Source organism: Achromobacter sp. NCFB-sbj8-Ac1-l, assembly GCF_052695805.1.
The window spans coordinates 4,881,499-4,894,125 of the sequence record NZ_CP199812.1 but is presented as its reverse complement, the minus strand read 5'-3'; the positions used below and the strand labels follow the sequence as shown (position 1 = coordinate 4,894,125).

Below are 12,627 nucleotides of genomic sequence, written 5' to 3'. Positions count from 1 at the left end.
ATTGGGCCTCATCGCTCCGATCTAAACTTCATAGTCACGTAACATATTGGTCAAGTCTTTGACATACAGGGCGTCCAAACTGACCGGACTCTCTAGGAGCTTCGCGCAATGCTGGAACTAGCACGCATCAACCCAAGCCGTAATGCCGCCGAACCGTGGACGGGACCTGCCGCCAGGGTGTTGGTGGTTGGCCTGGCGCGCACGGCCGAGGAAATCGAACAAATCCAGCGCCTGCGCTACGAGGTCTTCACCGAAGACATGGGCGTGGTGTTTCCTGATGCCCACGATGGGATCGAGCATGACCGCTTCGACCCCTTTTGCGAGCACCTGATGGTTCGCGAACTGGACACTGGCCGTGTCGTGGGTACCTACCGCATCCTGACGCCTGAAAAGGCGCGCGAGGCGGGGGGCTACTACTCGCAATCCGAATTCGACCTGTCCGGCCTGGGCGCGATCCGCGACGAACTCGTGGAAGTGGGCCGCTCGTGCACCCACGCCGACTACCGCAATGGCGCGGTCATCATGCTGCTGTGGTCCGGTCTGGCGGAATACCTGCGCCGCGGCGGCTATCAGTACGTGCTGGGCTGCGCCAGCGTCAGCCTGCGCGACGACGGCGTGACGGCTGCCGAAGTGTGGCGCACCATCTCCAAGCACCTGCCCAAGGAAGGCCAGCCGCAGGTCACGCCGCTGCACCGCTACCCGGTGGAAAAGCTCAACAGCACGCTGCCGGCCCGCGTGCCGCCGCTGATCAAGGGTTACCTGAAGCTGGGCGCCACGGTTTGCGGCGAGCCGGCCTGGGACCCCGACTTCAACGCCGCCGACTTTCCGGTGCTGCTGAAGATGGACGGCATGGACGAGCGCTACCGCCGCCATTTCGGCCTGGACCAACCCGTCGCCAACGGCCAGCGCTGATCATGCGCCGCCTGTTCCGCCGTATGAAGATCAAACTGATACGGCGGGCCACGCGGCCCTTCCGTCTGGAACTCAAACAACTGGAACGGCAGACCGATCTGTTGCCGTTCTAGCGCGCGTGAGTCGTGCGCAGCGTGACGCGGGGCCCGCCCCGCGTCGTTGCTTGCTTCAGAATTCCAGCAGTTCGAACGAAAATCCCACCTTCGACCATTCGGCTTCTTCCGCGCGCAGCGTGAAGTCGCTGAGCGGATGCTGCGCGAGCCAATCGCGGTTCACACGCACCACGATCGAATCGTTGCGCACGGAAGCCGTCAGGGGCAGGGGTTCGATTTCGCCGCGGCGGCGGAACAGCAGCACCGCCAGGCGCAGGCTCAGGATGGCCATCCACTGCGCGCGGGTGCGCACCAGGGGTTCCAGCTTGCCCAGCTTGCCCTGGTGGCCCAGGGCCAGCAATGCCAGCAATTGCTGGTCGGCGCGGGAAAAGCCGGGCATGTCGGCGTTTTCCAGCACGTAAGCGGTGTGCTTGTGATACGCGTTGTGGGCGATGGACAGGCCCACTTCGTGCAGGTCGGCCGCCCAGCCCAGCGCCACGCGCAGTTCGGTGCGTTCCGGGCCTTCAGGCATCATCGCGTCGAACAGGCTCAGCGCGGCATGGTGCACGCGGCGGGCCTGGTTGACGTCGACGTGGTAGCGCTTCATGAACTGGCGCACCGATTCGTCGCGCTTGTCGTGTTCGTCGTCGCGGCCCAGCAGGTCATACAGTACGCCCAGGCGCAGTGCGCCGTCGCCCGTGTGCATGACATCGATGCCCAGTTCGTCGAACAGGGCGCTCATGATGGCCAGGCCGCCGGGGAGCACGTCGGCGCGCTCGACCTTGATGCCGGGCAACTCGGACGGAATCACCCGGCCGGCGCGCACGATGCGGTCCTTGAGCTTGGTCAGGCCCGCGCGGGTGATGCCGCGGTCGGACATGCCGCCTTCGGTCAGGATGGCGAACAGCGCCTTGGCGGTGCCCGACGAGCCGTAGGCTTCTTTCCAGCCCGTCTTGCGGTACTGCTTGGCGATGACTTCGATTTCGCGGCGGGCGGCCAGTTCGGCCAGCTTCATCTGGTGGGCATCGACAACGCCGTCCGAGAAGAACTGGCGGCTGTAGCTGACGCAGCCCATGTACAGCGACGACATCAGGCCGGGTTCGTGGCCCTTGCCGATGATGACCTCGGTGGAACCGCCGCCGATGTCGATCACCAGGCGCTTGTTGGGGGAGGGGGGCAGGGTGTGGACCACGCCCGAGAAGATCAGGCGGGCCTCTTCGCGGCCGGCAATGACTTCGATGGGAAAGCCCAGGGCGGCTTCGGCACGCGGCAGGAAATCACGGGTGTTGCGCGCCACGCGGAACGTATTGGTTGCCACCGCCCGCACCCGGTTGGGGTGGAAGCTGCGCAGGCGGTCGCCGAAGCGTTCCAGCACGGCGATGGCCCGTTCGATGGCATCGTCGCCCAGTCGCTTGTCGGCGTCCAGGCCGGCGGCGAGCCGGACGGTTTCCTTGAGGCGGTCGATCTGATAAATCTGGGGCGTACCGTCCTGCTGAACGATGCGTCCGATGGAGAGGCGGAAGCTGTTGGACCCGAGGTCCACGGCGGCCAGAAGTTGATCCATGCGGCTCGTCAATATTGGCTTTGAGGTGGCCTGATTATAGATACCCCATGTGACAGCGCCTTCCGCTGCGGGTTTTCGCTTATGGAACATATGGTTGGCGTCGAAAGTCGGGTGCGCCATGTGTCCCGGATTTGTCGTACGCTACGCTTTTAGTGCTGTGTCATAGAACCGTCACCCTTTTGCAGTAAAACTCCACGCTCTCCCTACGTATGGAATCCGGTATGACCACACGCCCGCCCGCCGAGCCTTTGCTCCTGAATCGCGAGTTGTCGCTGCTCAAATTCAACGACCGTGTGCTGGCGATGGCGGAAAATCCTTCGACGCCCCTGTTGGAACGGCTGCGCTACGTCTGCATCGTCAGCTCCAACCTGGACGAATTCTTCGAAATCCGGATATCCAGCCTGAAAGAGCAGCAGCGCCAGTCGCCCAACCTGGTGGGCCCGGATGGCATGACGCCGGACCAGGCGTTCGAGAATGTCCAGCAGGCGGTCCACGAGCTGGTGGGGCGCCAGTACGCATTGCTCAACGACGCCATTCTGCCCGCGCTGCAGGCCGAGGGCATTGCCCTGCATCATGCGTCGGAATGGAACCCCCAGCAGCAGGAATGGGCGCGCGAGGTCTTCAACCGCGACGTGATGCCGCTGCTGACCCCCATCGGGCTGGATCCGGCGCACCCGTTTCCGCGGGTCTACAACAAGAGCCTGAATTTCATCGTGTCGCTGTCGGGCGCGGATGCCTTTGGCCGCCAGGCGTCCATCGCCGTGGTGCAGGCGCCGCGCGCGCTGCCGCGCCTGATCAAGATGCCGCCCGAGCTGTCCGGGCATCCCGAGGGCTACATCCTCCTGACGTCGCTGCTGCGTGCCTTCGTCGGCGAGCTGTTCCCGGGCCTGGAAATGCTGGGTTGCTACCAGTGGCGGGTGACGCGCAACAGCGACCTGTTCGTCGACGAGGAAGAAGTCACCAACCTGCGCCACGCCTTGCAGGGTGAGTTGTCGCAGCGCAACTTCGGTGCCGCCGTGCGTCTGGAAATCGACAAGCTCACACCGGTGGAACTGGAAAACTTCCTGCAGCGCGAGTTCTCGCTCAAGCCGGAAGACACCTATCGCGTGCCGGGCCCGGTCAATCTGTCGCGCCTGATGCAACTGTGCAACTCGCCCGACCGCCCGGACCTGTTGTTCCCCGACTACCGTGCGCCGCTGCCGGCGCCGTTCGACCGGGTGGGCGACAAGCCGTCCGACCTGTTCGAGGCCGTGGCCGAACAAGACCGCCTGCTGCATCATCCGTACCAGTCCTTCCAGCCCGTCATCGATTTCCTGACCGCCGCCGCGCTGGATCCGGACGTGATGGCCATCAAGCAGACCATCTACCGCACCGGCGAGGATTCCGAGCTGATGAAGATCCTGCTGGCCGCCGCGCGCGCCGGCAAGGAAGTGACGGTGGTGGTGGAGCTGATGGCCCGTTTCGACGAGCAGACCAACATCAATTGGGCCTCCAAGCTCGAAGAGGTGGGCGCCCACGTGGTGTACGGCGTGGTGGCGCACAAGACGCATGCCAAGATGGCCGTGGTGCTGCGCCGCGAAAAGGGCCGCCTGCGCCGGTACGCCCACCTGGGCACGGGCAACTACCACCCGCGCACCGCGCGCCTGTACACCGATTTCGGCCTGCTGACCGCCGATCCCAAGCTGTGCGAGGACATGGACAAGGTCTTTGCGCAGTTGACGGGCCTGGGGGCGCGCCGCTCGCTCAAGGCGCTGATGCAGTCGCCGTTCACCATGCATGACGGCATGGTGGCGCTGATCCGCGCCGAGGCCCGCGCGGCCAAGGCCGGCAAGCGCTCGCGCATCATGGCCAAGATGAACTCGCTGCTCGAAGAGCAGATCATCGAAGAACTCTACAAGGCCAGCCAGGCCGGCGTGAAGATCGACCTGATCGTGCGCGGCGTCTGCGCCCTGCGCGCCGGCGTGCCGGGGCTGTCGGAAAACATCCGGGTGCGTTCGATCGTGGGCCGCTTCCTGGAGCACTCCCGGGTGTTCTATTTCTACGCCGAAGGCGCCGAGACCGTCTACTTGTCGTCGGCCGACTGGATGGACCGCAATTTCTTCCGCCGCGTCGAAATCGCCTTCCCGATCTACGACAAGTCGCTCAAGAAGCGCGTCATCGACGAAGCCTTCACCTTCGCCCTGCGCGACAACCAGCTGGCCTGGCAACAGCAGGCCGACGGCGACTACGTCCGCGTCAAGAGCCGCCGCGAGCCGTTCAACCTGCACCAGTACCTGATGCAGAAGCTGGGCGTTTAGCCCAGGCCTGAGCCGGGCAGGGGGACGGATATCCGTCCCCCAATCCTTGGGGCAGGGGGGGGGCTTCCGGCCCCGCCAATCTTCACCCCAATCAATCCGACCCCAATTTCTCCGCAAGCAAAAAAACCGCTTTCGAGGCAGGCGCTCCGAGAGCGCAGCCGCGCGGATCCGGCTACGCCGGTCCGCCACCGGCGCCCCCCTGGGGGGGAAGCGCGCAGCGCTCCGGGGGGGGGAATGTGACTGTCACTATCCTGTCACGTTGGACTTCTAAGATGCGAGGGTCGCTGAAAGACAGGCAGTAGAAAGCCTGCCAAGACTCCTCTAACGAGCACAGAAGGAACCAAGATGTTCAAACGTGTCTTCAAACAAGTTTCCCTGGGCGTCGCGCTGAGCGCCGCCGTGTTTGCCGTCCAGGCCGCCGACGTGACCGGCGCCGGCGCATCGTTCCCGTACCCCGTCTACGCCAAGTGGGCGTCGGACTACAAGGCAGCCACCAACAACGCGGTCAACTACCAGTCGATCGGTTCGGGCGGCGGCCAGCAGCAGATCATCGCCAAGACCGTCGATTTCGGCGCCTCGGACGATCCCATGAAGGCAGCTGACCTGGAAAAGAACGGTCTGCTGCAGTTCCCGGCCGTCATCGGCGGCACCGTGGCCGTGGTGAACATCGACGGCATCGAACCGGGCAAGCTGAAGCTGTCGGGCAAGGTCCTGGCCGAAATCTTCCTGGGCAAGATCAAGAAGTGGGACGACGCCGCCATCAAGGCGCTGAACCCCGACCTGAAGCTGCCGTCGGCCGACATCATCGTCGTGCACCGTTCGGACGGCTCGGGCACCACCTTCGGCTGGACCAACTATCTGTCCAAGGTGTCGCCGGAGTGGAAGGAACAAGTCGGTGAAGGCAAGGCCGTCAAGTGGCCCGTGGGTCAAGGCGGCAAGGGCAACGAAGGCGTCGCCGCCTACGTCGGCCAGCTGAAGAACTCGATCGGCTACGTGGAATACGCCTACGCCAAGCAGAACAAGCTGGCCTGGACGCAGTTGCAGAACAAGGACGGCAAGTTCGTCCAGCCGGAACAGAAGGCCTTCGCCGCTGCCGCCGCCAACGCCGACTGGAAGAGCGCGCCTGGCATGGGCGTGGTGCTGACCGACGAACCGGGCGCCGATTCCTGGCCCGTGACCGCCGCGACGTTCATCCTGGTGCACAAGTCGCAAGACAAGCCGGCGCAAGGCAAGGCCGTGCTGGAATTCTTCGACTGGGCCTTCAAGAATGGCGCCAAGTCGGCTGAAGCCCTGGACTACGTGCCGCTGCCGGAAGCCGTGACCAAGGAAATCCGCGCTGCCTGGGGCGAAGTCAAGAGCGCCGACGGCAAGGCTGTCTGGAAGTAAGTGGATGATGGGCGCGGTGGCCTGGCCCCGCGCCCGCATCGGTCCGCTGCCCCGGTTTCCGGTTGGTTGGAAATCGGGGCGGATCTTCCGGACCGTCTCGTAGTTTCTCCCAAGGTTTCCTAAGGAAAGTCCATCCATGAGCGCGGTAATGGATAATAGTGTGCCGCTTTCGCCCAGCGTGGCGGACTCCGTGACTACCGGCACGCCTTCGCCTATGAAGCAAAATAAAAACGCGCTGATGGATGCGCTGTTCAAGAACCTGACCCGCCTGTTCGCCTTCCTGGTGTTCATCCTGCTGGCGGCGATTCTGATTTCCCTGATCTACGGCAGTCGCGAATCGCTGGCCAAGTACGGCCTGTCGTTCCTGTGGCTGAACGACTGGGACCCCGTCAAGCAGAACTACGGCGCCGTGGTGCCCATCATCGGCACGCTGCTGACCTCGGCCATCGCCCTGATCATTGCCGTGCCGGTGTCGTTCGGCATCGCCATCTTCCTGACCGAACTGTCGCCCACCTGGCTGCGCCGCCCGTTGGGCACCGCCGTCGAAATGCTGGCCGCCATCCCGTCGATCATCTACGGCATGTGGGGCCTGTTCGTCTTCGTGCCGGTGTTCCAGCAATACGTGCAGCCCTTCCTGATCGCCACGCTGGGCAGCGTGCCGATCATCGGCGGCATGTTCGCCGGACCGCCTTTCGGCATCGGCATCTTCACCGCCGGGCTGATCCTGTCGATCATGATCATCCCGTTCATCGCGGCGGTGATGCGCGACGTGTTCGAACTGGTGCCGGCCATGCTGAAGGAATCGGCCTACGGCCTGGGCAGCACGACCTGGGAAGTGATGTGGCGCGTGGTGCTGCCGTTCACCAAGTCGGGCGTCATCGGCGGCATCATGCTGGGCCTGGGGCGCGCCTTGGGTGAAACCATGGCGGTGACCTTCGTGATCGGCAACGCCTTCAAGTGGTCCGGCTCGCTGTTCTCGCCGGGCAACTCGATCGCCTCGGCCCTGGCCAACGAATTCAACGAAGCAGGCGGCATCCAGAAATCGGCGCTGCTGGAACTGGGCCTGATCCTGTTCCTGATCACGACCATCGTGCTGGCCCTGGCCAAGATGCTGCTGGTTCGCCTGTCCGCCGGCGAAGGCAAGAAAACCTGACCCGCCGCGAGCCCAAGGAAAAGAACATGGCTGTATCCGTACTCAATATGCAGAACGGCGTGTATCGCCGGCGCCGCGTGGTCAACCGCATCATGCTGACCATCTCGCTGGGCACGCTGGTGTTCGGGCTGTTCTGGCTGTTCTGGATCATCCTGACGCTGCTGACGAAGGGCGCGCCGGCGCTGTCGTACACGCTCTTCACCGAAATCACGCCGCCGCCGGGGCAAACCGGCGGCCTGATCAACGCCATCTTCGGCAGCGTGATGATGGCCGGCGTGGGCACGCTGATCGGCACACCGGTCGGCATCCTGGCCGGCACCTACCTGGCCGAATACGGCCAGCGCGGCTGGCTGGCGCCGGCCACGCGCTTCCTGAACGACGTGCTGCTGTCGGCGCCGTCGATCATCATCGGCCTGTTCATCTACGCCGTGTACGTGGCGCAGGTGGGGCACTACTCGGGTTGGGCCGGCGCCATCGCGCTGTCGATCCTGGTGATCCCGGTGGTGGTGCGCACGACCGACAACATGCTGCTGCTGGTGCCCAACAGCCTGCGCGAGGCCGCGGCCGCGCTGGGCTGCCCCAAGTGGCGCATGATCACGCTGGTCTGCTATCGCGCTGCCAAGACCGGCATCATCACCGGCGTGTTGCTCGCGATTGCCCGCATCTCGGGTGAAACCGCACCGCTCTTGTTCACGGCGCTGTCGAACCAGTTCATGTCGACCAACATGAACGGCCCGATGGCCAACCTGCCGGTCGTGATCTACCAATACGCCGCCAGCCCCTTCAAGGACTGGAACGACCTGGCCTGGGCCGGGGCCACCCTGATTACGCTGCTGGTGCTGGGCATCAACATCCTCGCCCGCAACATGTTCCGCAAGTAAAGATCGCTTTGCCGGCGCGCCAGGCGCGCCGGACCTAGGGAAACCAAATGGAAAACACCGCTACCGCCGTCAAGAACAAGATCGAGGTCAAGAACCTGAACTTCTACTACGGCAAGTTCCATGCGATCCGCAATGTGAACATGTCGATCCAGGAGAAGAAGGTCACCGCCTTCATCGGCCCGTCGGGCTGCGGCAAGTCCACGCTGCTGCGTACCTTCAACCGCATGTTCGAGCTGTATCCGGGCCAGCGCGCCGAGGGCGAGATCATCCTGGACGGCGAGAATCTGCTCACCGCCAAGACCGACATTTCGCTGATCCGCGCCAAGGTCGGCATGGTGTTCCAGAAGCCCACGCCGTTCCCCATGAGCATCTACGACAACATCGCCTTCGGCGTGCGTCTGTTCGAACGCCTGTCCAAGGGCGAGATGGACGAGCGCGTGGAGTGGGCGCTGAGCAAGGCCGCGCTCTGGAACGAAGTGAAGGACAAGCTGCACCAGAGCGGCAACAGCCTGTCGGGCGGCCAACAGCAGCGCCTGTGCATCGCCCGCGGCGTGGCCATCAAGCCGGAAGTGCTGCTGCTGGACGAACCCTGCTCGGCGCTGGATCCGATCTCGACCGCCAAGATCGAAGAACTGATCGCCGAACTCAAGAACGACTACACCGTCGTCATCGTGACCCACAACATGCAGCAGGCCGCGCGCTGCTCGGACTACACGGCCTACATGTACCTGGGCGAGCTGATGGAATTCGGCCAGACCGACCAGATCTTCGTGAAGCCGTCGCGCAAGGAAACCGAAGACTACATCACCGGCCGTTTCGGCTGATCGGGCACCGGCCTGCACGGCCGGGGCATGGACGGCGCGCCCGCAAGGCGCGCCGTTGTCGTTTTCAGGATCGCTGCTGTTGCAGGGTCTGCGGGCGGGTGGCGGGCTGGGCCTGGGAGCCGCCCGCATAGCGTCCGGGGATCAGGATCACGAACACGGCCGCCAGCACCGCTGCGCACGAGAAGGCGATGAAGTTCCACGCCAGCGGCAGTTGCAGGCTGGCGAGGTAGCCGCCGACGATGGGGCCGCTCATCGCGCCGATGCGGGCGAACGATAGCGCCCAGCCGGTGGCCGCGCCGCGCGCATGCGCCGGGTAGTAGCCCGCCAGGTAGCCCGTCAGGATCAGCGAAGATGAAATGCTGCCCACGCCGGCCAGCGCCACCCACAGGTAATTCACGACCAGCGGGTTGTTGTAGGTCAGGCAGTAGATGCCGACGGCGCCCACCAGGAAGAACAGCGCCACGATCTTGCGCGGTTCGGTCTTGTCGGCGAACTGGCCCAGTACCAGGCCGCCAATGGCGGACGCCAGGCTGAACACCAGCAGGAACGACAGGCTGGACCCCAGGTCATAGCCGTTCTTGCGCATGATCTGCGGCAGCCAGGTGTTCAGGCCATACACCAGCATCATGCCCAGGAACAACGCGCCCCAGAAGCACAGCGTGGCGCGCAGGTGGCGTGGCGAGAACACCGCCGCCATCACGTCGCGCCAGGTGGCTTTCTCGCCCGCCACTTCGCGCGGCCGGAACGGATCCAGCGACGCGATGCCAAGACGATCGGCCATGGCGCGCGCGCCGGCTTCGTCGCCCTTGGCCAGCAGGTATTCCAGCGACTCGGGCAGCCAGCGCGCCAGCAGCGGCACCAGCAGCAGCGGCGCCGCGCCCACCAGGATCACCGAGCGCCAGCCCCAGTGCTGCAGCAGCGCCATGGCCACCGCCGCCGAACACAGGATGCCCAGCGAATAGCCGGAATACATGACCCCATAGTTGAAGCCTCGCCTGGCCGGCGGGGAATATTCGATGGTCAGCGCCGCCGCCACCGGAATCACGCCGCCCAAGCCTAGTCCGCCGATGAAGCGGAACGTCGCAAACCAGGCCGGCGTGGGCGCCCAGGCCGCGCCGATCATGGTCAAGGAAAACAGCGTGACGCAGGCCAGCAGCATGCGCCGGCGCCCCAGCAGGTCAGACAGCGTCCCCACCGCGAACGAGCCCACGAACATGCCGGCCAGCGCGTAACTGCCCAGCATGCCCAGCTGGATCGGCGTCAGGTTCCAGCTCTTGTCGTCGGCCAGGGCGGGCAGCACCGCGCCCATCACCCCCACGTCGTAACCTTCGAACAGGATTGCCAGCCAGCAGACGAACAGCACGGTGTAGGTGGTCCGCGAGGGCGTGGCCCAGGCGGAAGATGAGGCGGCGGTAGCCATGTTTTTCCCGATGAATGTCGTTATAAGATCGAATTTAATTTATGCTTCAACTATATAGGTGTCAATCAGGGGATTGCCCGGCCCGGTCTGGCCAGGCCTCTTGCGGGCAGCGGCGTTTCTGGGGGGCGTCGGTATCTGGTATAGTTGCCACCCTCGGGGCGTAGCGCAGCCTGGTAGCGCATCTGCTTTGGGAGCAGAGGGTCGTGAGTTCGAATCCCACCGCCCCGACCACATACGGCAAGGCCGCTAGCGATAACAGTCGCTAGCGGCCTTTGTTCTTGTGGTGTTCGAAGAACGGCAGGAGATGCGCAGAGTCGGTCGGGTTGTGGTCGCCGCTGAAGATTTGCCTGACTTGGTTGCCGAAACCCATCCCCGGAACCAAACCACGGCCATTGTGGCGCAGGAAATGGTGTCTGGACGCAATCGTCAGTCTTCCGTCGGCCGCAACCGCGGCCATTGCCGCAGGCAAGCTGTGGGGGGATGCCAACCAATCAGTCGGGTTGCGCCAGGGTTTCCTTTTCATCGCAGTGAGGATGTTCCTGGGCTACCTCATCCTGGCTTTCAAGAGGCAGTGTTGGCCAGGCCGCCATACGTCCGCCGAAGCGATTCCCCCAGCGGTGTGATGAGGTCGTCCAATCGCCAGCACTGTAACGCTTCGCGCTTTAAGACCAAGTGAACGATCTGCGGTGTCTGCGGGCCGCCGGGCTCGAGCGCGAAGGGGTATCGCATTGCCACGATTGCCGTGTCGGGAGATTCGGTTTCGGTGTCGAAGACGGGCCTGGCCGCCATATCGCCGTCTTGGGCGCCAAGCCAGGGGTTGTAGTCCAGATGACCCACCTCGCCCTTGGCGTAGTCCCATTCCTTGCGCAGCGCCTGGTCGAACTCGGGAGTGAACAGCGACGGGTCATGGCTATCCGGCTTCCAGTAGAAATCGGCGTGCCTTTCATGAAAGGTGCGCGTCCACTGCGCCGGTGCCTGGCAGTCGGCATGTGCAGGCCAGGCCAAGATGGACAGCGCGAACAGTAAAAGAGCCTTCATGCGTGGGGTTCCTTGTGCGAGTTGCCAGGCGGGGGGAGTGTTGCCTGCCAGATTCCCGATTCGATCAGACTGCGGCATTCTTCGATGACCTCATCGGCGACCAGTTTGATAGGAGTCGAGGCTTTGCCCACCTTACGGTGGGCCAGGCATACGGTGCGGGCCAGCGGCGGTTCGATCGGTCGGGCCACCAACAGCCGCGCTTCGATTTCGTCCCTGACCGCGCAGGGGGCCAGCACGCTATGGTACCGGCCACTGGCGACGAGTTTGACCAGTTGGTGTCCGGCGTCGATTTCCAGCGCGACATCCAGGGCGGCGCCATACTTTTCGGCATGCGATTCCAATGCCGCGCGAAAGCCGTTGGCACGAGACGGCATGGCCAGGGGATAAGCGCCCAGCTCGGCCATTTTCACGGGCGCATGGCGGGCGCGGGTACCGCGGCGGCTGACCAGGTGCATGGTTTCCTGAGCCAACGGCAGGCAATGCAGGTCGACCGTGGCCGAGCGGTCGAACACCACGGCCATATCGATCTCGCTGTTCTGCAGCCATTTCCACAGGTACCCGGAAAAGGCTTCCACCACGCGCAGCTTGATTTTCGGGTAGCGGCTGGACAGCCGCTCGATGATGGGTAGCGCTGCCACCGCCGCCGTCGAGGACGGCAAGCCGATGGCCACGTCACCTTGCGGTTCCTGGCGTAGCCCGTCCAGCTCGCGCAGACTGGTCTGCGCCAATTCCAGGATGTCGTAGGCGCGCGCAAGCAGCAATTGGCCGGCCTGGGTGAGCTGGACGCCACGGGGTTCGCGATGCAGCAACGCCATGCCAAGCCTGGCTTCAAGTTTGGCGACGGCAATGCTCAGCGCGGGCTGGGCCATGCCCAGGCGCTGTGCAGCGGCGGTCATGCTGCCCGCCTCGCTGATGGCAATCAGCGAGGCCAGGTGCTGCATCGTCAGCGGAAGCTTGCCGATCTCATCCATTGATTATTTATATGGAAGAATAAATTTGGCATATTTTACATTTATGGGTTGCCTGGATACAGTCGCCGCTTCCTCGCATAACAATAAGG

General features: G+C 64.1%; 10 protein-coding genes and 1 tRNA gene. 7 read left to right on the top strand and 4 right to left on the bottom strand.

All coding sequences use genetic code 11. From position 1 onward, the window contains the following. The first annotated feature begins 108 nt into the window (after nt 1–108). Nucleotides 109–912, top strand: a complete 804-nt coding sequence (locus ACUDP5_RS22430) for a GNAT family N-acetyltransferase (RefSeq protein WP_263911514.1) — start codon at nt 109–111, stop codon at nt 910–912. A gap of 168 nt (nt 913–1,080) precedes the next feature. On the opposite strand, the gene ppx is transcribed toward ACUDP5_RS22430, so the two are convergent. Beyond that, the gene (gene ppx / locus ACUDP5_RS22425; protein WP_263911516.1) at nt 1,081–2,568 is read right to left on the bottom strand and encodes an exopolyphosphatase; all 1,488 of its coding nucleotides are present in this window, start codon (nt 2,566–2,568) and stop codon (nt 1,081–1,083) included. A gap of 221 nt (nt 2,569–2,789) precedes the next feature. On the opposite strand from ppx, the gene ppk1 reads away from it, so the two are divergent. The 5 genes from ppk1 to pstB all read left to right on the top strand — a co-directional run bounded on the left by ppk1 (nt 2,790) and on the right by pstB (nt 9,109). Beyond that, the gene (gene ppk1, locus ACUDP5_RS22420) at nt 2,790–4,865 is read left to right on the top strand and encodes a polyphosphate kinase 1 (protein WP_263911518.1); all 2,076 of its coding nucleotides are present in this window, start codon (nt 2,790–2,792) and stop codon (nt 4,863–4,865) included. A gap of 345 nt (nt 4,866–5,210) precedes the next feature. Beyond that, nucleotides 5,211–6,251, top strand: a complete 1,041-nt coding sequence (gene pstS / locus ACUDP5_RS22415) for a phosphate ABC transporter substrate-binding protein PstS (RefSeq protein WP_263911519.1) — start codon at nt 5,211–5,213, stop codon at nt 6,249–6,251. Nucleotides 6,252–6,387: 136 nt separating this feature from the next. Then, nucleotides 6,388–7,404: a phosphate ABC transporter permease subunit PstC gene (pstC, locus tag ACUDP5_RS22410; RefSeq protein WP_175194411.1), complete on the top strand. Its 1,017-nt coding sequence runs from the start codon at nt 6,388–6,390 to the stop codon at nt 7,402–7,404. Nucleotides 7,405–7,430: 26 nt separating this feature from the next. Further along, nucleotides 7,431–8,285, top strand: a complete 855-nt coding sequence (gene pstA / locus ACUDP5_RS22405) for a phosphate ABC transporter permease PstA (protein ID WP_175194414.1) — start codon at nt 7,431–7,433, stop codon at nt 8,283–8,285. A gap of 47 nt (nt 8,286–8,332) precedes the next feature. After that, nucleotides 8,333–9,109, top strand: coding sequence for a phosphate ABC transporter ATP-binding protein PstB (pstB, locus tag ACUDP5_RS22400; RefSeq protein ID WP_006221056.1), 777 nt, complete (start codon nt 8,333–8,335; stop codon nt 9,107–9,109). 64 nt (nt 9,110–9,173) lie between these two features. Here the strand turns inward: pstB and ACUDP5_RS22395 are convergent, their stop codons facing one another. Continuing rightward, nucleotides 9,174–10,529 carry an MFS transporter gene (locus tag ACUDP5_RS22395; protein WP_445657230.1) on the bottom strand — a complete coding sequence of 452 codons (1,356 nt, stop codon included), beginning with the start codon at nt 10,527–10,529 and terminating at the stop codon, nt 9,174–9,176. A gap of 154 nt (nt 10,530–10,683) precedes the next feature. On the opposite strand from ACUDP5_RS22395, the gene ACUDP5_RS22390 reads away from it, so the two are divergent. Further along, nucleotides 10,684–10,760 (top strand) — tRNA-Pro (locus ACUDP5_RS22390). Nucleotides 10,761–11,090: 330 nt separating this feature from the next. Here ACUDP5_RS22390 and ACUDP5_RS22385 read toward each other — a convergent pair. Both ACUDP5_RS22385 and ACUDP5_RS22380 read right to left on the bottom strand, forming a co-directional pair. Next, the gene (locus tag ACUDP5_RS22385; RefSeq protein ID WP_263911546.1) at nt 11,091–11,567 is read right to left on the bottom strand and encodes a hypothetical protein; all 477 of its coding nucleotides are present in this window, start codon (nt 11,565–11,567) and stop codon (nt 11,091–11,093) included. Next, a complete protein-coding gene (locus tag ACUDP5_RS22380) occupies nt 11,564–12,538 on the bottom strand; it encodes a LysR family transcriptional regulator (RefSeq protein ID WP_263911547.1) in 975 nt (324 codons plus the stop codon). Before ACUDP5_RS22380 ends, ACUDP5_RS22385 begins: the two co-directional genes overlap by 4 nt. Between the last annotated feature and the right edge of the window lie 89 nt (nt 12,539–12,627).

What these genes read in the sequence shown, in the direction of transcription:
- ACUDP5_RS22430 (WP_263911514.1), top strand. Translation starts at nt 109, where the DNA reads ATGCTGGAACTAGCACGCATCAACCCAAGCCGTAATGCCGCCGAACCG.
- ppx (WP_263911516.1), bottom strand. Translation starts at nt 2,568, where the DNA reads ATGGATCAACTTCTGGCCGCCGTGGACCTCGGGTCCAACAGCTTCCGC.
- ppk1 (WP_263911518.1), top strand. Translation starts at nt 2,790, where the DNA reads ATGACCACACGCCCGCCCGCCGAGCCTTTGCTCCTGAATCGCGAGTTG.
- pstS (WP_263911519.1), top strand. Translation starts at nt 5,211, where the DNA reads ATGTTCAAACGTGTCTTCAAACAAGTTTCCCTGGGCGTCGCGCTGAGC.
- pstC (WP_175194411.1), top strand. Translation starts at nt 6,388, where the DNA reads ATGAGCGCGGTAATGGATAATAGTGTGCCGCTTTCGCCCAGCGTGGCG.
- pstA (WP_175194414.1), top strand. Translation starts at nt 7,431, where the DNA reads ATGGCTGTATCCGTACTCAATATGCAGAACGGCGTGTATCGCCGGCGC.
- pstB (WP_006221056.1), top strand. Translation starts at nt 8,333, where the DNA reads ATGGAAAACACCGCTACCGCCGTCAAGAACAAGATCGAGGTCAAGAAC.
- ACUDP5_RS22395 (WP_445657230.1), bottom strand. Translation starts at nt 10,529, where the DNA reads ATGGCTACCGCCGCCTCATCTTCCGCCTGGGCCACGCCCTCGCGGACC.
- ACUDP5_RS22385 (WP_263911546.1), bottom strand. Translation starts at nt 11,567, where the DNA reads ATGAAGGCTCTTTTACTGTTCGCGCTGTCCATCTTGGCCTGGCCTGCA.
- ACUDP5_RS22380 (WP_263911547.1), bottom strand. Translation starts at nt 12,538, where the DNA reads ATGGATGAGATCGGCAAGCTTCCGCTGACGATGCAGCACCTGGCCTCG.